The organism is Kribbella sp. ALI-6-A (assembly GCF_001984195.1).
GTDB lineage: Bacteria > Actinomycetota > Actinomycetes > Propionibacteriales > Kribbellaceae > Kribbella.
On sequence record NZ_MTQN01000010.1, the window covers coordinates 890,138 to 912,314 of the forward strand.

Here is a 22,177-nt window from a genome sequence, read left to right on the forward strand (position 1 = left end):
TCGCGTACCGGCGGACAAGGACGACCAGAATGGGGCGGTGACCAACCGACCGCGCCACCAACGGCGCCCTCCGACGTGGATGCGGATGGGCGCCGGCCTGGCCTTCGTCCTCTTCGCGTGGGACTCGTTGAACCTGCGGGATCCGGTCGACCTGATCGTCAACACGGTGATGGCAGCTCTTCTGTTGACGGCGGTGGTGGCCCCGCGAAGTCTGTACGACGGACGAGCCGACCGCTGGCTACGAGCTCATCGCGTCCTCCGCGCCGGACTGATCGTGCTTGGGGGCGCGGCCTGGGTGCTCGTCTTGCTCTCAGCACTCGAGATCATCTGAAGTCCACGCTGCGTCACGAGTGCCGTCGATAGTCGAAGCAGTGACCTACTCGGCGGGATGAACCGGAGCGAACACTTCCGGAGGCTGCGGGGCGCCGGCTCCAGGCGGGAGCTGTCGGCGGACTCGGTGCTTGATCGGTGGTGGAGATCGGCCGGCGCTGCGAGACCTCAGCGGACGGTCAGCTCTGGGCGGCCCGCAAGGCCCTTCCCGCAGCTGAGGGCGCCAGGAGCCCGCGTCCACCGCCAGAGGACGCGGGCTCCGCCACAAACTCAGCGCGCCCGATGCTGCTCGGCCAGCTCCTTGAGATACAGCGCCGACTGCTTCGGAATCCGCGCCTGGGTCTCGTAGTCCACCCGCACGATCCCGAAGCGCTTCTCGTACCCGTAGGCCCACTCGAAGTTGTCGAGCAACGACCACGCCAAGTAGCCCCGGATGTCAGCACCCTGCTCGATCGCCGTCGCGACGGCTGCCAGATGCGAGGTGAAGTACGCCGTACGCCCCTCGTCGGCGACAAACCCCGAATCATCGGGGACGTCGTCGAAGGCGGCGCCGTTCTCGGTGATCACCATCGGCAGTCCCGGGTAGTCCTGGCTGATCCGCACCAGCAGATCCGTGAAGCCCTCCGGCACGATCTCCCAGTCCATCGCGGTGCGCGGCCGGTCCAGCGGCAGGGTGCGGCTGATCGGCAGGCCGGCAGCGTCGACCGTGCTGCCGTCCTCGGCGAAGCCGGTGAACTTCTGGCTGAAGTAGTAGTTGATGCCCAGGACATCGATCGGCGCCGAGATCGTGGCCAGATCACCGTCCTCGACCGGCAGCGAGATGCCCTGCTGAGCGAGGTCGGCGATCACGTCGGCGGGGTAGCGGCCGTGCACGAGCGGATCCAGGTACAGCCGCGCACCCATCCCGTCGGCCCGGCGAGCAGCTTCGAGGTCAGGCTCCAAGTCCGAGGCCGGGTACGCCGTGGCGGCGTTCAGCGTGATGCCGATGTCGAGCTTGCGCGGAGCCGCTTCCCGCATCCGCTCGGTGGCCAGGCCGTGGCCGAGCAGCAGGTGGTGGACTGCGGCGACGGCGGCCGGGTAGTCCTGCTTACCGGGAGCGTGCGCGCCGTACGCGTACCCGAGCATCGCCGAACACCAAGGCTCGTTCAGCGTCGTCCAGGTGTCGACCCGGTCGCTCAGCGCGTCGAACACCAGCATCGAGTAATCCGCGAACCGGTACGCCGTGTCGCGCACCGGCCAGCCGCCGGCGTCCTCCAGCTCCTGCGGCAGGTCCCAGTGGTACAGCGTCACCCACGGGTCGATGCCCTGGGCAAGCAGCTCGTCGACCAGTCGGTCGTAGAACGCGATCCCGGCCGGGTTGACCCCGCCGGTGCCGTGCGGCTGGACCCGCGTCCAGGACACCGAGAACCGGTAGGTGTCCAGGCCCAGGTCCTTGATCAAAGCAACGTCCGACGGCATCCGGGTGTAGTGCTCGCAGGCGACGTCACCGTTGTCGCCGTTGTGCACCGCGCCCGGGACCCGGCAGAAGGTGTCCCAGATCGACGGGGTCCGGCCGTCGACGTCGACCGCGCCTTCGATCTGGTACGCCGAGGTGGCGACACCCCAGCGGAAACCGGCCGGCAGCCGCGCGATCAGATCCGCCTCGGAGGTGGTGGTGGGGGCAGCAGATGTGTTCATGGTGGACGTGCGGCGTCCCGCGCCCAGCCGGTGGGCGGGCGCGGTAGGCCGTACTGACTCCCTTCGGGGAAGAAGTTAGGCGACAGGAACGCGACCGGGCAGCCAGCAGGCCACCGAGCGGCTCGGGTCGTTCCTGGCCTCCGGGACGCCGAGGACGGGGATCTCCGTCGAGCAGCGGTCGAACGCGTGCGGGCAGCGCGGGTGGAACGCGCAGCCGGTGGGCATACCGCGCAGGTCGGGCGGCGAACCCGGGATTCCGCTCAGCTCCCGGCGCGGGCCGCGCAGCGCCGGGAAGGACTTCAGCAGTCCTTCGCTGTACGGGTGCAGGGAGTCCTTGTACAGATCGGCCGACTTCGCCTCCTCGACGATCCGGCCGCCGTACATGATCGCGATCCGGTCGGAGAACTCGACCAGCAGCGACAGGTCGTGGGTGATGAACAGCACCGAGAATCCGAGCCGCTCACGCAGCTCGACCAGCTGGGCCAGGATCTGGCGCTGCATGACCACGTCGAGCGCGGTGGTCGGCTCGTCCATGATCACGATCTGCGGCTCGAGCACGAGCGCCATGCCGATCATCACCCGCTGCCGCATACCGCCGGACAGCTGGTGCGGATAGGCGTCCATCCGGTCGGCCGAGATGCCGACCAGCTTGAGCATCTCCTTGGCCCGGGCGACCCGCGCCTCCTGGCTGAGCTGCGGCTCGTGCGCGCGGATCACGTCGAGCATCTGGGTCGAGACCTTGTGCACCGGGTTGAGCGAGTTCATCGCGCCCTGGAACACGATCGACGTCTCGGCCCAGCGGAACTTGCGCAACTCGGCCGGGGACAGCGCCATCACGTCGTACGGCTGATCGCCGGGCGGGTGGTAGACCACCGAGCCGCCGCTGATCACGCCGGGCGGCGGGAGCAGCCGCGTCACGCCGTACGCGAGGGTGGACTTGCCGGACCCGCTCTCGCCGGCCAGGCCGAGCACCTCGCCGCGGTGCAGGGTCAGCGTCACGTCGCGGACCGCACGGACGGCCTGGTCGCCGAGACCGTAGTCCACGTTGAAGTTCTTGATCTCCAGGACGGGGGCCTTCATGAGACCGTTCCCTTCGCCTCGTCGACGTGGACCACCGGCGTGACCGGGGCACTCTTGCCAGTGGTGTTCAGCACCGGGGTGAACCCGACCTTCATCCGGACCGTGCGGCCGTCCTTGGTCTTCACCCGGGTGTGGCCGCTGTTGCGCAGCCGGGGGCTGACGAACTCGTCGATGCCGAAGTTGATCAGCGACAACGCGGTGCCCAAAACGGCGATCGCCAGGCCGGCCGGCACAAACCACCACCACGCGCCCTGCGCGAGCGCCTGCTGGCTCTGCGCCCAGAACAGGATCGTGCCCCAGTTCCACTCCGAGATCGTCGAGATGCCGATGAAGGCCAGGGTGATCTCCGACATCACCGCGAAGATCACCGTGCCGACGAAACCGGACGCGATGATCGCGGTCAGGTTCGGCAGGATCTCCACGGTGATGATGCGCCAGGTGCTCTCACCGGTCGCCCGGGCGGCCTCGACGTAGTCGCGCCGGCGCAACGAGAGCGTCTGCGCCCGGAGTACTCGAGCTCCCCAGGCCCACGAGGTCAGACCGATGACCAAGGCAACCATCAGGTCACCCGCGCCGGGAATCGTGGAGGCGACGATGATGATCAGCGGCAGCGCCGGGATCACCAGGAAGACGTTGGACAGCGCGGACAGACCCTCGTCGGCCGCGCCGCCGAGAAAGCCCGAGCTGACGCCGATCAGCACCGACAGCGCGGTCGCGACGATGCCGGCCAGCAGGCCGACGAACATCACGCCGCGGGTGCCGACCAGGATCTGGGAAAAGATGTCCTGACCCAGATGGGTGGTGCCGAACCAGTGCTGGCCCGACGGCGGCTGCAGCAGGTCGGCGCTGCGCGCGGACGGGTCGTACGGCGCGATCCACGGCCCGATGATCGCGATCAGGCAGAAGAACGCGAGCACGACCAGGCCGGTGGCCGCCTTCCCGTTCGCGACGAACCGGAGCCGCTGACGCTTGGCCGGCACGGCCTCGACTTCGGGTCCCTCCGGGGTGACCGCGGTGATGGTGCTGGCAGGTGCGGACATCGGTCAGCCCTCCTTGCGGGTGCGCGGGTCGAGCAGCAGGTACGCGATGTCGGCGATCAGGTTGGCGACCAGCACCGAGATCGTGATCACCAGGAAGACGCCCTGCATCAGCGGGTAGTCCTTCGCGCCGACGGCCTGGAACAGGTTGTAACCGATGCCGGGGTAGGAGAACACGATCTCCACCAGCAGCGTGCCGCCGACGATGAAGCCGAGCGACAGCGCGAAGCCGGACACGTTCGGCAGCAGCGCGTTACGGGCGGCGTAGCTGAGCATCACCCGGCGCTCGGACAGGCCCTTGGCGTGCGCGACCGTGATGTAGTCCTCCGACGCGACGGTGACCATCATGTTGCGCATGCTGAGGATCCAGCCGCTGACCGAGGAGATCAGGATGGTGATGGCCGGCAGCAGGCTGTGCTGGATCGCGCTGCCGATGAACTCGCCGTTCCACGACGGCACCAGACCCGGCTCGTAACCACCGGACGACGGGAAGAAGCTGCCCGAGCCGGCCAGCAGCGTGATCGCGATCAGGCCGAGCCAGAAGTACGGGATCGAGGACAGGAACGTGGTCACCGGGAGCAGGCCGTCCAGCCAGGACCCGCGCCGCCAGCCGGCCAGTACGCCGAGGCCGGTGCCGATCACGAAGCTGACGAACGTGGTGATGCCGACCAGCGCGATCGTCCACGGCAGGCTCTGGCCGAGGATGTCGGAGACCGGGGTCGGGAAGAACGTGAACGACAGCCCGAGGTCGCCGCGGAACACCTGACCCCAGTAGTCGACGTACTGGCTCCACAGGCTCGCGTTCTTGTCCAGGCCGAACAGCACGTACAGCGAGTTGATCGCCTCGGTGCTCATCTGGCCCTGGAACTTGTTGATCAGCGAGGTGACCGGGTCGCCGGGGATCATCCGCGGGATGAAGAAGTTGATCGTGATCGCCGCCCAGGCGGTGAACAGGTAGAAGGCGATCCGTTGCAGCAGGAACTTCACTTCGCCGCTCCTTCCTCGTAGAGCCAGCAGGCCGCCCAGTGCGCCTGGCCGCTGTCGACCACCGGCAGCTCGAACCGGGGCGGCAGGTCGGTGGAGCACTTCGGCATCGCGTACACGCAGCGCGGGTGGAACCGGCACCCGGTCGGCGGCGCGATCAGGCTCGGCGGCTCACCTCCGGCTTCGTCCTCGGGCGCGTCCTTGGCGTCACCGACCCGGTCCAGCCGGTCGGGGTCCGGAGCGCTCTCGATCAGCAGCCGGGTGTAGGGGTGGGCCGGGTGCTGGGTGACGGTCTCGGAGTCGCCGCCCTCCACCATCCGGCCGGCGTACATCACCAGGGTCTCGTCGGCGAAGTACCGGGCCGACGCGATGTCGTGGGTGATGTAGAGGATGGCCAGGTTGAGGCGAACCTTGAGGTCCCGCAGCAGGTTCAGTACGCCGAGCCGGATGGACACGTCGAGCATCGAGACCGGTTCGTCGGCCAGCAGCACCTCGGGATTGGCGCCGAGCGCGCGGGCGATCGACACCCGCTGGCGCTGGCCGCCGGACAGCTCGTGCGGGAACTTGTCCAGGTAGCGCTCCGGCGGGGTCAGCTGGACCCGGAGCAGCAGGTCCTTCAGGTTCTGCTCGAGTTCGGCGCTGCCGTTGCCCGCGCGGCCGTGGATCTTCAGCGCGCGGGTCAGGTGGTAGCGCACGGTGTGCACCGGGTTCAGCGAGGCGAACGGGTCCTGGAAGATCATCTGCACGCGGCGGCAGTAGGCGCGGAACGCGCGGCCGCCGTTCACGGTGATCGACTCGCCGTGCAGCCGGATGTCGCCGTCGGTGCGCTTGTACAGCTGCGCCATCAACCGGGCGACGGTGGACTTGCCGGAGCCGGACTCGCCGACCAGGGCGGTGACCCGCCCGCGGCGCAGTGTCAGGTGGACGTCGTCCACCGCGTGCACGGCGTACCGGCCGCGGGTGAACACGTCGCGCAGGCCCCGGCGTACGGGGAAGTGTTTGGTGAGGTTCTCTGCCTCGAGGACCACGTCGTCGGTGGTCGGTGCTGCTTCGGTCGCCGTCATCACTGACTCCTCGCTGGATCGGCACGCCGGACCGCGGCCGGGAGCTCCAGGTGGAGAGCTCCCGGCCGCGGTGGGTTGTCAGGCCCCTGCGGGCTTCAGGGCCAGGACGATCTGCAGCGCGGTCTGCTGCGTCGGCTGCGACGGCCCGTACGGGTTGGACTCGTCGGGCCAGCCGACCCAGTTCTTCGTGCTGTACAGGGCGCCGATGTTCGAGGCGCCGGTCGGGATGATCGGCATCTGGTCGACCATGATCTTCTGCAGCGTGTTCAGCGCCGCCGTGCGGGCCGCGTCGTCGGCCGCGTTGGCGTAGGCGTCCAGCGCCTTGGTCGCCTCCGGGTTGTTGTAACGGCCGTAGTTGCCGCTGACGCCACCCTTGCCGATCGGCTTGAGGATCTTGCCGTCCATGATGTTCTGGTAGATGTCGTACGGCGTGGCGCCACCGTTGGTCCAGTGCATGCCGGCCTCGAAGTTGCCCTCGTCGAACGCCTTGAACCAGGCGTCCTGGTTGGCCTTGTCGACGGTCGCCTTGATCCCGATCTGGGACAGGTTGTCCTTGATGATCTCCAGGCTGGTGATGTAGTCGGACCAGCCGGCCGGGTCGGTCAGCGTGATCGTGACCGGCTTGCCGGTCGGGTCCTTCAGCGTGTCGCCCTCGAGCTTGAAGCCGGCCGCGGCCAGCTCGGCCTTGGCGCCCTCGACGTCCACGACGTGCTTCTTGTCCTTGAACTCCGGCGCGATGAACGACTCACCCGCGGGCGTCGGGATGCCGGTGACGGACTCGATCTTGGGGTAGAAGTAGCCGGCCTCGGCCTGGGTGAAGATGTCGTCGCGGTTGATCACCTTGTCCATCGCGCGACGCAGCGCCGGGTTGTCGAACGGCTTCTTGGTGGTGTTGATCCACAGACCGTGGATGCCCAGCGTGCCCGGCGCCCAGACCTTGTGGTTCTTCTCGTCCTTGGCCTGGAAGACCGTCTTCACGTTCGGGACGAAGACGAAGCTCCACTCCGAGGCGCCGTTGGCCAGCGCGGTGGTCTGCGCGTTGTTGTCGTTGTACGACGTGTAGCGCAGTTCCTTGACCTTCGGCAGCTCCTGCCAGTACTCGCTGCGGACCTCCAGCGTGGTGGTCTGCGGCGTGAACGACTTCAGCTTGTACGGGCCGGTGCCGATCGGCTCCTTGACGGTGTCCTGGCTCGGGTCCTTGAACGTGGACCACTGGTGCTTGGGCACCACGAAGACGCCGAGGATCTTGTTCTGGTTGACGAACTGCGACCGGGTGAAGGTCAGGTCGACCTTGTTGCCGGACTGGGTGATCGTGCCGTACGGGATCGCGTCCTGGTTCAGGCCCTCGTTGCCCTTGCGGAGCTCGAAGGAGTAGGCCACGTCCTCGGCGGTCATCGGCTTGCCGTCGGACCACTTGACCCCGTCGCGGATGGTGAACGACAGCTTCTTGAAGTTGTCGGACCAGGTGTGCGCGGTGGCCAGCCACGGCTTGCCCGGCTCCTGCGGCTTGAGCGGGTTCACCATCACCAGCGGCTCGTAGATCATCCACCGGTAGCCGAGCGAGGCGCCCGAGGACGAACCGAGGAACGGGTTGTGGTTCTCGGTCTGCGGGCCGTTCGGCATGCCCACGTTGAGCACCGTGGAGGTGCCGGCGGTACTCGCGTTCGAGTTGCTGGTGTCCCCGTTACTGCAGGCAGCCAGTGCTGCCGCGAGCAGGCCCGCGAGGGCCAGCGCGACTGAGCGTCGTGCTCGCATCGTTCCTCCTGTGTTCGTCCAACTGCTGGCGGATGACGGTCGAATGACTGTCGGGGTGGTGCGTTTGGGGTCGCATCGTGCCGTGAAAGCGCTCTCATGGAAAGAGCGGACGGCCTAACGGATCGGTATCGGCGCTGGGGTGACCGGTGGCGAGGCAGGGGCAGCTACCTCGCCACCGGACGGTTACGAGGGGCGGGCGGGGGCGGTCGAACTGCGCACGATCAGCGTCGTGGGCAGCACCTGGGGAACGTCCGGCAGCGGCTTGCCGCCGAAGTAGTCCATCAGCATCCGGGCCGCGGTCTGCCCCATCTGGCGCATCGGCTGGTGCACCGTGGTCAGCGGTGGTTCGGTGTGCTGGGCGTAGGGGATGTCGTCGAAACCGACCACCGACACGTCGTTCGGCACGTTGCGGCCGGTCTCCCGGACGGCCTGGATGGCGCCGCCGGCGGACAGGTCGTTGTGCGCGAAGATCGCGTCGAACTTGGTGCCGGCCTCGAGTGCCTGCTGGACGCCGCGGCGTCCACTTTCGTGGGTGAAGTCGCCTTCGAAAACGAGCCGTGGGTCCAGCTCGAGGCCGGCCGCCGCGTAGGTGTCGCGGAAACCGTCCAGGCGTTCCTGGGTACAGCCGAACCAGTCCACGCCGGTGATCACCAGCGGGCGGCGGCGGCCGAGCTCCAGCAGGTGCCGGGCGGCGGCCTCACCTCCGGCCCGGTTGGTGGTGGCGACGGACGGGAACATCGGTTGCTTGGCCCGGTCGTCGATCAGGACGACGGGCAGGCCACGCGAGTGCAACTGCTCGATGTAGGACAGCGTGCCTTCGGGCTCGATCACCAGCAGGCCGTCGAAGGACTGCGCCGAGACCTGCGAGGCGAACTGCTGCATCGACTCCTCACCGCGGTTGCAGGTGAACAGCAGCAGGCCGTAGCCCTCGGTCTCGACCACGTCGACGGCACCCTGGAGCACCTCGCCCATCCAGGGCCAGGTGAGCGAGGGCACCAGCATGCCGACGATCCGGGTCCGGCCGCGGGCCAGGCCGACGGCCCGGGCGCTCGGCACGTACCCGAGTTCGGCGATCACCTGGCGGACCCGCTCGGCGGTGCGCAGGTCCAGTTCGCCCTTGCCGTTCAGAACCCGCGAGACCGTCGTCTTGCTGACTCCGGCACGAGCCGCCACATCGGCGATCGTGATCGACATTCACAGCTCCCCTCGGGCGGTCGGGGTGGTGCGGGGCGGATGTTGCCGCTTCGTGAACGCCGTGTTCGGAACCGGTTTCGGAAGCGGTTCCGTAGAGTGAAGCGGAGTGGGCCAGGTCACGTCAATCACGACGCGATAACGAAACAGGGCTAAGTTCACGATTAGTAAGAAGTCCGCCGCGCGGTTTTGCTCAAGCCTTCCGGCCCGGCGCTGCGGCATGATGGACTTCTGGGGAGATCGATGTCAGGGGCCGCCGTGGTGGCCCGGCAGCGCGTTGCAGAGGGCGGGTCGAGAACACCATGGACGGACGCCGGACGACTGTGCGCGACATGCGGCGGTCCAACCGGTCGGTGATCCTGACCAGCATCTATCGGCAGGGTCCACTGAGTCGCTACGAGCTCGGCCGCGAGACGTCGCTGAGCGCGGCCAGCGTGAGCAACCTGGTCGGCGAACTGCTGGACGAAGGCATCGTCGAGGAGGCCGGCTCGGTCGAGTCCGACGGCGGCCGGCCGCGGGTGCTGCTGCGGGTCGCGCCGGCCTTCGGATACGTCGTCGGCGCCGAAGTCGGGGAGACCCGGGTGCGGGTCGAGTTGTTCGACCTGGCGATGTCGGTGTTGGCCACCGTTGTCTACCCGATCGAGACGCCGAAACCGGCGCCCGAACTGGTCGTCAAGTACGTGCTGGAAGGGCTCGACACGGTGATCGCGCAGGCCGGCGTACCGGCTGATCGGGTGCTTGGACTGGGTGTGGCCGTCGCTGGTGTGGTCGAAGGTCCGGCGGACGCGGTCGTCCATGCGCAGACGCTCGGCTGGGACGGCGTACCGCTCGGCGCGATGCTCGCGGCCGGCACGGACATCCCGATCCAGGTCGACAACGGTGCGAACACGCTTGGTCAGGCGGAGATGTGGTTCGGCGCCGGGCGGGGTGCGACGGATGCTGTCGTCGCATTGGTCGGCTCTGGAGTCGGTGCCGCGTTGGTCACCGGCGGGACGAGCTACCGCGGAACCCGCAGCAGCGCGGGAGAGTGGGGCCACACCACGATCGTGTACGGCGGCCGGCAGTGCCGGTGTGGGGCCGAAGGATGCCTCGAGGCGTACGTCGGCGCTGAGGGTGTGCTGGATCGGTATCGCCTGGCGGGTGGGCCCGCCGCTCGGTCCGACGACGAGGAGGCCGAGTTCGTCGGGTTGCTCGCGGCGGTGGATTCGTCGGAGGTCGCGGCCAAGGTCGTCGAGGACACGATCGGGTATCTGGGCGCGGGCTTTGCCAACCTGGTGAACCTCTTCAACCCTGAGCGCATCGTTCTTGGTGGTTGGTCGGGGCTTCTGCTGGGCGAGCGCTATCTTCCGCAGTTGCGCGAGGCGGTCGGCAAGCATGCGCTGCACCGGCCGTACGCCCAGGTGACCATCGAGCTGTGCGAACTCGGCCGGGACGCAGTTGCCCTGGGAGCCGCCACGCTTCCGGTGCTGCGCATTCTCCGCGAGGGCGGAACGCCCCGCAGACTCGCGGGCTAGCTGCGCTCCGGCGCCCTCGCGCGTTCGCTCGCGCCTTCCCCGCGCTCCCCGCGCTTCCGTGCTTCCGCGCCTCCCGCGCTCCGCTCTCCCGCTCCCCGCCCGCCGCGCCCGCGCAGCGGGCGCGGCGGGTTGAACACGAGACACTCCTATCTCGGGTTCAGGACTTCAACTATGCTTTGAAAAAACCACCTTCCACCACCCTCTGGGGGCACCGATGGTCGAGCTCTCCCCGCTCCGGCAGGACTTCGTCTGGGGTACCGCCACCTCGGCGTACCAGATCGAAGGCGCGGTCGACGCCGACGGCCGGCTGCCGTCGATCTGGGACACGTTCTGCCGCGTGCCCGGCGCGATCGACAACGGTGACACCGGGGACGTGGCCTGCGACTCCTACCACCGCTGGCCCGACGACCTCGCGCTGATCAAGCAGCTCGGCGTCGACGCGTACCGGTTCTCGATCGCCTGGCCGCGGGTGATCCCGACCGGCTCCGGCGCGGTCAACGCGGCCGGCCTGGACTACTACGACCGGGTCGTCGACGATTTGCTTGCTTCGGGCATCAAGCCGTTCGTCACCTTGTACCACTGGGATCTGCCGCAGGCGCTGCAGGAGCTCGGCGGCTGGGACAACCGCGACACGGCGTACCGGTTCGCCGAGTACGCCGCGGTGGTCGGCGCGAAGCTCGGCGACCGGGTCCGCGACTGGGTGACGCTGAACGAGCCGCTGTGCTCGGCCTGGATCGGCCACTGGGAAGGCCGGATGGCGCCCGGCATCACCGACCCGGCGATCGCCGTGCGCGCGTCGTACAACCTGCTGCTCGCGCACGGGCTCGGCGTCCAGGCGCTGCGCGAGACGTGCCCGGAGTCGCCATCGGTCGGCCTGGTCGTGAACCTGAGCGGCTGCGAGCCGGCCAGTCAGAGCGCCGAGGACATCCGCGCGTCGCGGATCGCCGACGGGCACATCAACCGCTGGTGGCTCGACCCGGTCTCCGGCCGCGGCTTCCCGGCCGACATGGTCGAGACGTACGGCGTGGAGCTGCCCGAGCAGCCCGGCGACCTCGAGGTGATCGCCGCCCCGACCGACTTCATCGGCCTGAACTACTACTTCCGCCAGATCATCAAGGCCGACGACTCCGTGCCCGTGCTCGGCTTCAGCCAGGTCCCCGGCCCGAACCCCGAGCACACCATGCTCGACTGGGAGGTCCACCCGGCCGGTCTGGAGGAGCTGATCCTCCGCCTGACCAAGGAGTACGGCGCGGAGAAGATCTACATCACCGAGAACGGTTCCGCCTGGGTCGATCAGCCCGACGCCGAGTTCAACGTCGACGACACCGACCGCACGGCGTACCTGGAAGGCCACCTCGCCGCCTGCGTGCGAGCCGTCGAACAAGGCGCTCCGCTCGCCGGCTACTTCGCCTGGTCGCTGATGGACAACTTCGAATGGGCCTACGGCTACGCGCCGCGCTTCGGCCTCGCGTACGTCGACTACCCGACTGGCACTCGCGTGATGAAGACCAGCGGCAAGCGCTACGCGGACCTGATCAAGACCCACCGCAGCTGAGTTGCTTCCTGCACGCCCGATGGGCCGCCCTCTCCTCCGCTGTGGCGGTCGAGGTGGGCGGCTCGTTGTGCGGGTGTGGAGTTGGTGCCGATCAAGATGGGACACCTGATCTCGTCCGGGGATCATGCGGTGGGCGGGCGCCGCGGGTGCCTCGGTGTGAACGTCGGCGGTCAACGCAGGCGTGAGTCCCGGCTCTCCACCCGCCAGAACGACGAAGGGCCAGGCCGCGACCGGCCTGGCCCTTCGTCCGTCACGTCCTCAGGGGCGTCAGACGTTCCACTTCTGGTTGGCGCCGCCGGTGCAGGTCCAGATCTGCGTCGGGGTGGCGTTGGCGGAATTGTTGCCGGTGACATCGAGGCACTTGTTGGCCCGCGGATTCACCAGATCCCTGGCTCCGGTGTACGTCCACTGTTGGGCCGCGTTGCCGTTGCAGGTGGCGATTTGGACCCGGGTGCCGTCGGCGGTTCCGGCGTTCGCGACGTCCAGGCACTTGCCCAGGGCACGGATCGTGCCGTCGCCCGGCCGCGTCCACTTCTGCGCGTCGGTGCCGTTGCAGTCGTAGAGCTGGACGGTGGTGCCGTCGGCGGGGTTGGCGCCGGCGACGTCCAGGCACTTGCCGGCCAGGCCGGTGATCTGGCTGCCGGTGCCGCCGCCGCTGGTCAGGCTGGAGACCCGGACCCAGTCGACGGTCATCGTCTGCGGCATCACCGTGCTGGCGTCGGGGTAGCCCGGCCAGTAGCCGCCGACCGCGACGTTCATGATCATGAAGAACGGGTGGTCGAACACCCACGGGTCGCCACCGAGGTCGGCCGGGGTCTTGCGGGCGAACTGGATGCCGTCGACGTACCAGGTGACGACGTTCGGCTCCCAGTCGACGGTGAAGGTGTGGAAGCCGTCGGCGAACTGCTGCCCGTTCGGCAGCGTGTAGCGCGAGCTGATCGCCTCGCCGGCCGAGTAGCCCGGGCCGTGCAGCGTGCCGTAGGAGTTGCTCGGCTCCTTGCCGATGTTCTCCATGATGTCGATCTCGCCGTTGCCCGGCCAGCCGTTGTTGCCGGTGCCAAGCATCCAGAACGCCGGCCACAGGCCCTGCGTCCGGGGCAGCTTCATTCGCGCCTCGAACCGGCCGTAGGTGCGGGTGAAGGTCGATGCGGTGAGCAACCGTGCCGACGTGTACTCGCAGGGGCCGTAGTGGCACTGGAATCCGCCGCTCTCACGGCGGGCGGTGATCACCAGGTTGCCGTTGCCGTCGTGGGCGGAGTTGCGGGTGCTGTTGGTGTAGTACTGCCGCTCGTTGTTGCCCCAGCCGGAGCCGCCGATGTCGTAGCGCCACTTGCTCTGGTCCGGCGGGGTGCCGGCAGCGGCGTTGAACTCGTCGGACCAGACCACGGGCCCGACGGCGGCCGCGGCGTACGCCGAGGTGGCGGCGGACGCGGCCCGCGGCGCGGTGGCCTCGGACGGCGTGATCGCGGTGGCGGGGGCCTGGAGCAGGGCGGTGCCGAGCAGCGCGGCGCCTGCGGAGAGCAGGGCGGCGGCCCGGAACCGGGAACGCGGGAACCTCATGCGTGCCTCATTTCTCGCTCGGCCGGAGGGGCGTCCGGCCGCTGGGGGCGGGGGGCGGGACGTGAACGAGACAGGGAGTCGCTTTGGGGAGGAAGCGTGCCGTGAGAACGCTTTCACGTCAAGACCAGGCATAAATCTAAGTCGTGAAAAAAGTCGCCGCGTGGCATTGACTGAACCGCACACCGATGGTTACCTCGTGATGACCACCAGTTGCGGCGCGGGCAGACGCCGGACCCGGGGTTCGTCCACCCTGTGAAAGCCCTTGAGCAAAAGGGAGATTCCGCCATGCCCAGGACCCTTCGTCGTGACCGCCCCGGACGACGACGCCTGCTTCCCGCCCTGGCGGGGTTCGCGGCCCTCTCGGTGGTCGCCACCGGTCTGAGTCTCGGTAACCCGCAGCCCGCCCACGCCGCCGGTGAGCAGGTCAACGTCTGGCTGACCACCACGAACGACGCCGGCGGCCGGAACGTGACCCGCGGCCTGCAGCAGCAGACGCCGGTCAACTTCGGCCCGGCCGGCGGCACCGCCAACCAGACCATCACGGTCAACGAGAACACGACGTACCAGACCTTCGAGGGTGGTGGCGCGTCGTTCACCGACAGCGCCGCGTGGCTGCTGAACAGCAGCAACACGATCTCGGCCACCACCCGCAACCAGGTGATGAAGGACCTGTTCGACCCGGTCAACGGGATCGGCCTGGCCTTCACGCGCAACCCGATGGGCGCCTCGGACCTGGCCCGGTTCAACTACTCCTACGACGACACCTGCTGCGACCTGAACGACTTCAGCATCAACCACGACCTGGCCGACGTCGTCCCGCTGACCAAGCAGGCCAAGCAGCTCAACCCGGCGCTGAAGGTCAAGGGTGCGCCGTGGAGCGCGCCGGCCTGGATGAAGGACAACAACAAGTTCACCAACCGCGGCTGGCTGAAGTGGGAGTACTACCCGATGTACGCCCAGTACTTCGTCAAGTACGTCCAGCAGAACGAGGCCGCCGGCAACCACATCGACTACGTGTCGGTGCAGAACGAGCCGACCTGCTGCGGCACCGACGACACCGGCTACGCGTCGATGAACTGGAACGGCGCGGGCCTGCTGGAGTTCACCAAGAACCACCTGCTGCCGGCGTTCCGGGCGGCCGGGATCACCACGAAGGTGATGATCCTGGACTACAACTGGGGCAACTACAACGACCTCGGCTCGGTCCCGCTGGCCGACGCCGCGCTGCGCAACGACCCGCTGTTCGGTGGCATCGCCTGGCACGGCTATGGCGGTGACGTGAACCTGCAGACCACCGTGCACAACCAGTACCCGGCCGTGAACCACTACATGACCGAGCACTCCGGCGGCACCTGGATCCCGAACCAGCAGGTCGAGGACATGAACAACCTGATCGACTACACCCGTAACTGGAGCAAGTCCTGGGTGAAGTGGAGCCTCGCGCTGGACCAGAACATGCTTCCGTACGTCGGTGCCGGGTGCAACGTGTGCACGGGCCTGGTGACCGTGCAGCGCGGCGGTCCGCGCGCCGGACAGGTGGACAAGACGGTCGAGTACTACACGATGGGCCACCTGACGAAGTTCGTGAAGCCGGGCGCCGCGCGGATCGAGTCGAACGCCAACAGCTCGGTCAAGAACGTGGCATGGAAGAACCCGGACGGCTCGAAAGCGCTGATCGCGTTCAACACCACCGGCAGCTCGCAGTCGGTACGGGTCAACTGGGGCTCGCAGTCCTTCGTCTACACCTTGCCGACGAAGACCTCGGCGACCTTCACGTGGTCGGGGACGCAGAGCGGTGGTGGTGGAACCGGTGGTCAGATCACCGGGCTCGGCGGCAAGTGCGTCGACGTCGCCGGGGCGAACTCGGCCGACGGAACGACCGTTCAGCTCTACGACTGCAACGGCAGCTCGGCTCAGCAGTGGACCCGCCCCGGAGACGGTACGGTGCGCGCGCTCGGCAAGTGCCTGGATGTCGCCAGCGCTGGTACGGCGGATGGGACGCGGGTGCAGCTCTATACCTGCAATGGATCCGCCGCCCAGCAATGGACGTACACCGCGGCCAGGGATCTGGTGAATCCGCAGGCCAACAAGTGCCTCGACGTCACCGGCAACACGTCCGCGAACGCCACGCCGTTGCAGATCTGGTCCTGCACCGGCGCCGCCAACCAGAAGTGGAACGCCTGACCCCCTGAACGCCCGGGGCTGCACGGAGCCCCGGCCAGAACGACCGCGCCCGCGCCCCCGGGTCGCGGTCGTTCTGCGTCGGGTTTGACCCTCCGGTCACCGGAGGGTGCAGAGTTCTGACCATGACGGCTTCGGTGACCATCGGCGAGTTCTCCCGGCTCACTCATCTGAGCGTGAAGACGCTGCACCACTACCACGACATCAACCTGCTGGCGCCCGCGCTCGTCGACCCCAGCTCGGGCTACCGCCGGTACGAGATCACGCAGGTGCCGACCGCCCAGCTGATCCGCCGGCTGCGCGAACTCCGGATGCCGTTGGCGCAGGTCCGCGAGGTGATCGAAGCCCCCGACGTCTCGTCGCGCGACCAGGCTCTGCGCCTTCATCTCGACCAGATGGAACGCGAGCTGATCCACACCCAGCAGGTCGTCACGTCCCTGCGCTCGATGCTCACGCTCGCGCCCACCGAACTCCCGGTCGAGTACCGCTTCGTCCCCGCGTTCCGCGCGTACGCCGTCCGCGATCGGGTCAGTCGTGACGACATCAACGCCTGGTGCGGGACCGCCTTCGCCCGACTCGGCGGCCTGGCCGGCCGATACGGGATCACAGCCGTGGCCGGCGCGACGTACAGCGACGAGTTCTTCGCCGACGACGCCGGCGAGGTGACCGCCTTCCTGCCCGTCGATCTCGGCCAGCCGGCCGACGACACCGTCGAGCTGCTCGACTTCCCGGCCGGCTTCTTCGCCGTCGCGTTGCACCACGGGCCGTTCGAGGATCTCGACCGCACCTACGGCGCCCTCGGCAGCCATGTCGCCGAGTTCTGCGAGATCGCCTCCGGGCCGGTCCGCGAGCTGTACGTCGTCGGCCCGGGCGACACCACCGATCCGAACACTCTCCAGACCGAGATCTGCTGGCCGATCCAGCAGATCCCCACGAAAGGCTGAACGATGTCCGTCACCCTCGAGCAGATCGCCGTCGACTGCGCCGACGCCCTGGCCCTGGCCACCTTCTGGGCGCAGGTGCTGGAGACCGAAGTCGATGCCGGAGGCAACCAGTACGCCGCGACCGTCAACAAGGCCGGCGGTGGGCCGGCGATGATGTTCCTCAAGGTCCCCGAGCAGCCGTCGGAGGTCAAGAACAGCTTTCACCTCGACCTGTCCAGCTCCAACTGGGCCGCCGAGGTCGACCGGCTGGTCGCGCTCGGCGCCAAGCGGCAGGGCGAGTTCTCCGAGTACGGCGTGCACTGGATCACGCTGACCGACCCCGAGGGCAACGTCTTCGACCTCGCCGAGGCGCACTGATCCCGCCCCCGGATCGGGGAGGCGGCGACCGGCTCAGTCCATCCGGTCGAGATGCGCCTCGAGCGCGTCCAGCCGGCCGCGCCAGAGGTCGCGATACGGCTCCAGCCAGGCGTCGATCTCGGCCAGCGGCGCCGGCCGGAGGCGGTACCACCGGCGCTGCGCGTCCTGCCGGACCTCCACCAGCCCGGCGTCCCGCAGGACCTTCAGGTGCTTCGACACCGCGGGCTGACTCAGGTCGAGCGCGTCCACCAGCTCGCCCACCGGCCGTTCGCCGTCCCGCAACAGGTCGAGGATCTCCCGCCGCCGCGGTTCCGCGAGCACCTCGAACGTAGTTGCCATATGAGGAATATAACCCGGCCGCGCTGGTCGCGCTCGCGAACCGGACGCCTGAACCGCCGACCAGGTCGACCTGCACCACCGACCAACCGGCCCGCGGAGCGCCCACTCACGCGGGGACGCATCGGCCCAGAGGGCTGCCGATGAGGTTGGTCGGTGGTGCAGGTCGGCTCTGCCGTCGGGTCGCGTACGTGCAGCACTCATCAACTACGTGCGGAGCGCGGGATCGGATCGGCCGCACGCCTGGGCGAGCGGGCGGTGACGGCTTGGTGAGTGCTGCACGTCCGCCATGGTGTTCAAGGCCCGCACCGCTCAACTTAAGTGAGCAGGGCGACGTATCGACGGTCGTTCAACAGGTTGGCGGTGAGCGGTACGCCGGAGTCGCGGCCGAACGGGTCGGCGTCGTGGGCGTTGCCGATCAGTAGGGCGTGGACGGCGCGGTAGACGAGGAGCTCGTCTGTCGAATATCCCAAGCGGGCAGCGAGGGCGGCGTCGAAGTCGGCCTCGATGCTGCGGGTGTCCGGTGACCAGAGCGCGTAGAGTGCCGCCGCGCTCGCGCCGTCGAAGGCCGGATCGCCGGCCATGCTCAGCAGGCCGAAGTCGAGCACGCTGACCGGCCGGAGCTGCTCGTCGACGAGGATGTTGCCGGCGGTGACGTCGCCGTGCACGAGCCGGTGACCGTTCTCGGGCTCGATCTGCCGAAGAAGCTGCTGCAGGCAATCGAACTTGGTCTCGAACTTGTCGACGACCTGGTCCAGCTGGTCGCCGTACGTCGCGACCCGGCGCGCGAGCAGGCCGGAGAGTGCGTCCGTCCAGGACTGCTCGGCGCGGCGGAACGGCTCGGTTTCGTCGAGCACGGTCATAGCAAAGAGCGCGGGTGACGCCTGAACGGTCGCGAGCTCGGCGAGTACATCGATCACGCAGTCGCGGGCGGCGGGCCAGGTGGGGGTGTCGAAGGCGGGAGCCACTTCGTGCAGTGGCCGGCCCGGCAATTCTGCCTCGATGGTGACCAGCCAGCGCGAGCCTTCGTGGATCTCGAGGATCTCCGGGGTGTGGAAGGGAAGCCGTAGGCCGGCGTACAGGGTCTGGAGGCGTTCGAGTTCGGTGCGGGGTGAGTGGAACCAGACCTTTGCGACCCGGTGATCGCTGAGGCGGAAGACGGCGCCCTGCATGCCGATCGCGAGTAGTTCGGGGTCCTCGTGGCCGAGGGTGCGGACGTGCTCGGGAATGGCGTCGTTGGTGTACTGCACGCGCCTGACCCTAAGTGGACACGGCTCGTCGTGCGCAGTGGGTTTTCAGGTGAAGTCGGCCGGGAAGGTCGCGGCCAGGGCTTCTCGGATGAGAGTGGGGAGATCCTGCCGGCCGTCGGAGCGGGCCCAGTGGACCAGGGCGATGTGGGTGGCGCCGAGGCAGGCGCCGGAGATGGCGCGGGTGTGGAACTCCTGGTCGGGGTCCGGGTCGTCGCCGCAGAGAGCGGTGACGATCGCGTCCTGGGTGGCGTACTGGTTGTCGAGGTGCCGGGCGCGGAGTGCTGGGACGTCGACCATGAGTTGGAGGCGCGCGAGCAGCAGGGCTCGGTGGTCGGGGGCGGTGGCAGCGGTTGCGGTTTCGATCAGCGCCTGGCCGATCCGGCGTGCGAGGGGATCGTCGGCAGGGCTGTTCATGAGGGCGTCGAGACTGACCGGCGCGTACTCGTCCCAGATGACCAGGTCCTCCTTGGTGGGGAAGTGCCGGTACACGGTCATCGCGGAGACGCCGGCCGCTTCGGCGATCGCGTTCATCGTGGTCGCGTCGTAGCCGTTGCGCTGGAACAACCGGATCGCTTGGCGCTGCAGCGTCTGCCGGGTCTCGATCTTGCGGCGTTCGCGAAGGCTTGACATGTGGTAGACAGTATCAAAGTGTTAGTAACTACCACCTAAGGGGTTGTGATGAACAAGAAGATCGCGCTGGTGACCGGGGCGTCGCGGGGAATCGGGCGAGCGGTGGCGGAGCGACTGGCGGCCGACGGGCTGCAGGTCGTCGTGCACTACAACGGCCACGAGGCGGACGCGAAGGAGACGGTGGCTCGGATCGAGCGAAGCGGCGGTACGGCGGTCGCCGTGCAGGCCGAGCTCGGTGATGAGCAGGGAGTGCGGAAGCTGGTCGATGCTGTGCGGGAGTACGCCGGGCGGCTCGACGTGCTGGTGAACAACGCGGCGGCACTACCGGCGGGGCCGATGGCGACGGATACGCCGGAGCAGTTCGACCGGTTGTTCGCGGTGAACGTGAGGGCGCCGTACTTCCTCGTCCAGCAGTTGTTGCCGTTGATGGGGGAGGGCGGGCGAATCGTGAACGTGACGTCGGTGGCGACCCGGATGGCCAATCCCACGCAGACCTCGTTCGCGATGGCGAAAGGTGCGCTCGAGGTGATGACGCGGACGCTCGCACAGGAGCTCGGTGGTCGGGGCATCACCGTCAACGCCGTCGCGCCCGGCGCCACTCGGACCGAGGTGAACGCTGAGGCCTTCACCGGTCTGGAGCAATTCATCACCGGCCTTACTGCGCTCGGCCGGCTCGGCACCGCGGAGGATGTCGCCGAGGTGATCGCCTGGCTCGCCTCCGATCAGGCGCGGTGGGTCACCGGTCAGGTCGTCGACGCGAGTGGTGGGCTGCACCTGGGGCCCGCGGTCAGCGCGGAGGCGACGCCGGCCACCGTCAACTAGTTGGTCAGGTAGGTCGCGATGGCGAGGCTGCGGCGGTTGTAGCCGGGGTCATCGGGCAGGCTGAGTTTGTCGAAGATCGACCAGACGTGCTTCTCGACGGCGCTCTGGGAGATGTACAGCTTCTCGGCGATGCCGCGGTTGTTGTGGCCCTCGGCCATCTTGGCGAGCACGTCGTGCTCGCGCGGGGTGAGTTTGCTGAGCGGGTCGGTGTGGGTGGTGCGGGCGAGTAGTTGGCGTACCACGTCGGGGTCGAAGGCGACACCACCGGCGCCGACTCGCTCGAGCGCTTCGAGGAACTCCTCGACGCGCATCACCCGGTCCTTGAGCAGGTAGCCGAAACCTTCCTGACCGGAGGTGATCAGCTGGGTGGCGTACGACTTCTCGACGTACTGCGACAGCACCAGGACGCCGACCGTCGGCCACTCGGTGCGGATGGTCAGCGCGGCGCGCAGGCCTTCGTCGGTGTGCGTCGGCGGCATCCGGACGTCGACCACGACGACGTCCGGCGCGGAACCGGCGTCGGCGGCGGCGCGCACGGCGGCCACCAGTGCGTCGCCGTCGCCGACCGCGGCCGGGACCTCGTGGCCCTCCTCCTCGAGCAGCAGGACCAGGCCCGTGCGGAGCAGGGTGGCGTCTTCGGCGAGCATCACTCGCATGGCAGCTCCGCTCGGATCGTGGTGGGCCCGCCGGGCGGGCTGTCGATGGTGAACGTCCCGTCGTAGGCGGCGACCCGGCCGGCCAGGCCGGTCAGGCCTCGACCGGACGGATCGGCGCCGCCGCGCCCGTCGTCGGTCACGGTGACGACGACCGAGGCCGGTTCGCTCGCCGGCGTGACACCCACGGCCACAGCGGGGACTGCCGCCTGGACGCTGATCCTGATCCGCTGCGCGCGCGAGTGTTTGGTGGCGTTGGTGAGGGCTTCGGAAATGACGAAGTAGACGGCGGTTTCTACCGCGGCCGGTGGACGCGTGGGCAGGTCGTAGGTCAACGTGACCGGGATGCTCGAGCGCTCGGCCAGCACGGCGACGACGTCGCGCAGCCCGAGTTGGTCGAGCACGGTGGGATAGACGCGCCAGGCGACGTCGCGCAGGTCGGCCAAGGCCTGCTCGGACTCCTCGTGGGCCTGACGGACCAGATCGGCGGCGCGGCCGGGGTCGCGCGAACGGCGGGCCCGGCTGAGCAGCAGGCCCAGCGCGACCAGGCGTTGCTGGACGCCGTCGTGCAGGTCACGCTCGATCCGGCGGCGTTCGTCGTTCACCACCTGGACCACCTCGGCGCGGCTCAGGGTCAGCTCGGAGACCCGGCGGGCCAGCACGTCCTCGGCCGACGGGGTCAGATGGCGCCGGGCGAGCGCGACGTCGAGCTGGCTGACGCCGGCGATGCCCATCACGTTCAGGTAGAGCAGGACCAGGCCGGGCAGCGCGGCGACGGCGATCGTCTCGGTGCTGACCGCGCCGCCGTCCTCCTCGATGAAGCCCCAGGTGCCGCCGAAGATCCAGGCCGACAGCATCGAGCCGGCGACCACCAGCCCGAAGACGAGCAGCAGCAGGACCAGGCCGCCCAGAAAGCCGACCGGCCAGCGGCGGGCGAGGTAGCTGAACGCTTGGCGGTCGCCGTACGGGCCGAGGTCGTGCACGGCGTGGAAGCGGGCCAGCCGGCGCTGCTCCAGGGTCGCGAGTTGCCGCGCGCAACGATGCGTCCAGCCGATCACCGCCCGGCGTGAGCGCGGCACGGCCACCATCGGGATCAGGCCGAGCGCGACCACCAGCAGGAATCCGACCTCGACCAGCACCAGCACGGCGCCGAGCGTGACGCCGGCCAGAGTGAGCAGGCTGCGCCCGATCAGCGTGCTGGAGCGTGCGTCGATGACCTGCATGCAGCCAAGGCTAGTGGGCACAGGAGCAGGGGAG

20 protein-coding genes are annotated in these 22,177 nt (G+C 68.6%); 7 read left to right on the top strand and 13 right to left on the bottom strand.

Annotated elements, in window-relative coordinates; genetic code table 11:
* Positions 1 to 37: 37 nt before the first annotated feature.
* Positions 38 to 331 (top strand): hypothetical protein, encoded by a 294-nt coding sequence (locus BWI15_RS18580; protein ID WP_143465685.1) that lies wholly within the window; start codon positions 38 to 40, stop codon positions 329 to 331.
* Between the two features lie 269 nt (positions 332 to 600).
* Here the strand turns inward: BWI15_RS18580 and BWI15_RS18585 are convergent, their stop codons facing one another.
* The 7 genes from BWI15_RS18585 to BWI15_RS18615 form a co-directional block, all read right to left on the bottom strand.
* The gene (locus BWI15_RS18585; protein ID WP_077015638.1) at positions 601 to 2,007 is read right to left on the bottom strand and encodes a GH1 family beta-glucosidase; all 1,407 of its coding nucleotides are present in this window, start codon (positions 2,005 to 2,007) and stop codon (positions 601 to 603) included.
* Positions 2,008 to 2,082: 75 nt separating this feature from the next.
* Positions 2,083 to 3,087 carry an ABC transporter ATP-binding protein gene (locus tag BWI15_RS18590; protein ID WP_077015639.1) on the bottom strand — a complete coding sequence of 335 codons (1,005 nt, stop codon included), beginning with the start codon at positions 3,085 to 3,087 and terminating at the stop codon, positions 2,083 to 2,085.
* Positions 3,084 to 4,127 carry an ABC transporter permease gene (locus BWI15_RS18595; RefSeq protein ID WP_083750854.1) on the bottom strand — a complete coding sequence of 348 codons (1,044 nt, stop codon included), beginning with the start codon at positions 4,125 to 4,127 and terminating at the stop codon, positions 3,084 to 3,086. Before BWI15_RS18595 ends, BWI15_RS18590 begins: the two co-directional genes overlap by 4 nt.
* 3 nt (positions 4,128 to 4,130) lie before the next feature.
* On the bottom strand, positions 4,131 to 5,111 hold the full coding sequence (locus BWI15_RS18600) for an ABC transporter permease (RefSeq protein WP_077015640.1): 981 nt from the start codon (positions 5,109 to 5,111) through the stop codon (positions 4,131 to 4,133).
* A complete protein-coding gene (locus BWI15_RS18605; RefSeq protein ID WP_077015641.1) occupies positions 5,108 to 6,172 on the bottom strand; it encodes an ABC transporter ATP-binding protein in 1,065 nt (354 codons plus the stop codon). Before BWI15_RS18605 ends, BWI15_RS18600 begins: the two co-directional genes overlap by 4 nt.
* A gap of 78 nt (positions 6,173 to 6,250) precedes the next feature.
* Positions 6,251 to 7,927, bottom strand: coding sequence for an ABC transporter substrate-binding protein (locus tag BWI15_RS18610; RefSeq protein ID WP_077015642.1), 1,677 nt, complete (start codon positions 7,925 to 7,927; stop codon positions 6,251 to 6,253).
* Between the two features lie 183 nt (positions 7,928 to 8,110).
* Complete coding sequence (locus BWI15_RS18615) at positions 8,111 to 9,121, bottom strand: LacI family DNA-binding transcriptional regulator (RefSeq protein ID WP_077015643.1); 1,011 nt, start codon at positions 9,119 to 9,121, stop codon at positions 8,111 to 8,113.
* A gap of 329 nt (positions 9,122 to 9,450) precedes the next feature.
* Here BWI15_RS18615 and BWI15_RS18620 point away from each other — a divergent pair, with 329 nt between their 5' ends.
* Entirely contained in the window at positions 9,451 to 10,632 is a 1,182-nt protein-coding gene (locus BWI15_RS18620; RefSeq protein ID WP_237771348.1) for an ROK family transcriptional regulator, read from the top strand.
* 214 nt (positions 10,633 to 10,846) lie between these two features.
* Positions 10,847 to 12,187, top strand: a complete 1,341-nt coding sequence (locus tag BWI15_RS18625) for a GH1 family beta-glucosidase (protein ID WP_077015645.1) — start codon at positions 10,847 to 10,849, stop codon at positions 12,185 to 12,187.
* Between the two features lie 267 nt (positions 12,188 to 12,454).
* Here the strand turns inward: BWI15_RS18625 and BWI15_RS18630 are convergent, their stop codons facing one another.
* Complete coding sequence (locus BWI15_RS18630; RefSeq protein WP_083750855.1) at positions 12,455 to 13,747, bottom strand: glycoside hydrolase family 16 protein; 1,293 nt, start codon at positions 13,745 to 13,747, stop codon at positions 12,455 to 12,457.
* 285 nt (positions 13,748 to 14,032) lie between these two features.
* Between BWI15_RS18630 and BWI15_RS18635 the strand changes: the two genes are divergently transcribed.
* From BWI15_RS18635 to BWI15_RS18645, 3 genes are all read left to right on the top strand, one after another.
* Positions 14,033 to 15,931, top strand: a complete 1,899-nt coding sequence (locus tag BWI15_RS18635) for a ricin-type beta-trefoil lectin domain protein (RefSeq protein WP_143465687.1) — start codon at positions 14,033 to 14,035, stop codon at positions 15,929 to 15,931.
* Positions 15,932 to 16,053: 122 nt separating this feature from the next.
* Positions 16,054 to 16,872: a MerR family transcriptional regulator gene (locus tag BWI15_RS18640; protein WP_077015647.1), complete on the top strand. Its 819-nt coding sequence runs from the start codon at positions 16,054 to 16,056 to the stop codon at positions 16,870 to 16,872.
* A 3-nt stretch (positions 16,873 to 16,875) separates the two neighbouring features.
* Positions 16,876 to 17,229, top strand: a complete 354-nt coding sequence (locus BWI15_RS18645) for a VOC family protein (RefSeq protein WP_077015648.1) — start codon at positions 16,876 to 16,878, stop codon at positions 17,227 to 17,229.
* 33 nt (positions 17,230 to 17,262) lie between these two features.
* On the opposite strand, the gene BWI15_RS18650 is transcribed toward BWI15_RS18645, so the two are convergent.
* The 3 genes from BWI15_RS18650 to BWI15_RS40610 all read right to left on the bottom strand — a co-directional run bounded on the left by BWI15_RS18650 (position 17,263) and on the right by BWI15_RS40610 (position 19,445).
* Complete coding sequence (locus tag BWI15_RS18650; RefSeq protein ID WP_077015649.1) at positions 17,263 to 17,568, bottom strand: ArsR/SmtB family transcription factor; 306 nt, start codon at positions 17,566 to 17,568, stop codon at positions 17,263 to 17,265.
* Between the two features lie 314 nt (positions 17,569 to 17,882).
* Entirely contained in the window at positions 17,883 to 18,815 is a 933-nt protein-coding gene (locus tag BWI15_RS18655; protein WP_077015650.1) for a phosphotransferase family protein, read from the bottom strand.
* A gap of 45 nt (positions 18,816 to 18,860) precedes the next feature.
* On the bottom strand, positions 18,861 to 19,445 hold the full coding sequence (locus BWI15_RS40610) for a TetR/AcrR family transcriptional regulator (RefSeq protein WP_077015651.1): 585 nt from the start codon (positions 19,443 to 19,445) through the stop codon (positions 18,861 to 18,863).
* Between the two features lie 48 nt (positions 19,446 to 19,493).
* Between BWI15_RS40610 and BWI15_RS18665 the strand changes: the two genes are divergently transcribed.
* A complete protein-coding gene (locus BWI15_RS18665; RefSeq protein ID WP_077015652.1) occupies positions 19,494 to 20,267 on the top strand; it encodes an SDR family NAD(P)-dependent oxidoreductase in 774 nt (257 codons plus the stop codon).
* On the opposite strand, the gene BWI15_RS18670 is transcribed toward BWI15_RS18665, so the two are convergent.
* Positions 20,264 to 20,923 carry a response regulator gene (locus BWI15_RS18670; RefSeq protein ID WP_077015653.1) on the bottom strand — a complete coding sequence of 220 codons (660 nt, stop codon included), beginning with the start codon at positions 20,921 to 20,923 and terminating at the stop codon, positions 20,264 to 20,266. The genes BWI15_RS18665 and BWI15_RS18670 overlap by 4 nt on opposite strands.
* Positions 20,914 to 22,143 (bottom strand): sensor histidine kinase, encoded by a 1,230-nt coding sequence (locus BWI15_RS18675; RefSeq protein ID WP_077015654.1) that lies wholly within the window; start codon positions 22,141 to 22,143, stop codon positions 20,914 to 20,916. Before BWI15_RS18675 ends, BWI15_RS18670 begins: the two co-directional genes overlap by 10 nt.
* Between the last annotated feature and the right edge of the window lie 34 nt (positions 22,144 to 22,177).

Excerpts from the sequence above, each read along its gene's own strand:
- BWI15_RS18585 (WP_077015638.1), bottom strand. The coding sequence starts at position 2,007 with ATGAACACATCTGCTGCCCCCACCACCACCTCCGAGGCGGATCTGATC.
- BWI15_RS18590 (WP_077015639.1), bottom strand. The coding sequence starts at position 3,087 with ATGAAGGCCCCCGTCCTGGAGATCAAGAACTTCAACGTGGACTACGGT.
- BWI15_RS18595 (WP_083750854.1), bottom strand. The coding sequence starts at position 4,127 with ATGTCCGCACCTGCCAGCACCATCACCGCGGTCACCCCGGAGGGACCC.
- BWI15_RS18605 (WP_077015641.1), bottom strand. The coding sequence starts at position 6,172 with ATGACGGCGACCGAAGCAGCACCGACCACCGACGACGTGGTCCTCGAG.
- BWI15_RS18610 (WP_077015642.1), bottom strand. The coding sequence starts at position 7,927 with ATGCGAGCACGACGCTCAGTCGCGCTGGCCCTCGCGGGCCTGCTCGCG.
- BWI15_RS18615 (WP_077015643.1), bottom strand. The coding sequence starts at position 9,121 with ATGTCGATCACGATCGCCGATGTGGCGGCTCGTGCCGGAGTCAGCAAG.
- BWI15_RS18620 (WP_237771348.1), top strand. The coding sequence starts at position 9,451 with ATGCGGCGGTCCAACCGGTCGGTGATCCTGACCAGCATCTATCGGCAG.
- BWI15_RS18625 (WP_077015645.1), top strand. The coding sequence starts at position 10,847 with ATGGTCGAGCTCTCCCCGCTCCGGCAGGACTTCGTCTGGGGTACCGCC.
- BWI15_RS18630 (WP_083750855.1), bottom strand. The coding sequence starts at position 13,747 with ATGAGGTTCCCGCGTTCCCGGTTCCGGGCCGCCGCCCTGCTCTCCGCA.
- BWI15_RS18635 (WP_143465687.1), top strand. The coding sequence starts at position 14,033 with ATGCCCAGGACCCTTCGTCGTGACCGCCCCGGACGACGACGCCTGCTT.
- BWI15_RS18640 (WP_077015647.1), top strand. The coding sequence starts at position 16,054 with ATGACGGCTTCGGTGACCATCGGCGAGTTCTCCCGGCTCACTCATCTG.
- BWI15_RS18645 (WP_077015648.1), top strand. The coding sequence starts at position 16,876 with ATGTCCGTCACCCTCGAGCAGATCGCCGTCGACTGCGCCGACGCCCTG.
- BWI15_RS18650 (WP_077015649.1), bottom strand. The coding sequence starts at position 17,568 with ATGGCAACTACGTTCGAGGTGCTCGCGGAACCGCGGCGGCGGGAGATC.
- BWI15_RS40610 (WP_077015651.1), bottom strand. The coding sequence starts at position 19,445 with ATGTCAAGCCTTCGCGAACGCCGCAAGATCGAGACCCGGCAGACGCTG.
- BWI15_RS18665 (WP_077015652.1), top strand. The coding sequence starts at position 19,494 with ATGAACAAGAAGATCGCGCTGGTGACCGGGGCGTCGCGGGGAATCGGG.
- BWI15_RS18670 (WP_077015653.1), bottom strand. The coding sequence starts at position 20,923 with ATGCGAGTGATGCTCGCCGAAGACGCCACCCTGCTCCGCACGGGCCTG.
- BWI15_RS18675 (WP_077015654.1), bottom strand. The coding sequence starts at position 22,143 with ATGCAGGTCATCGACGCACGCTCCAGCACGCTGATCGGGCGCAGCCTG.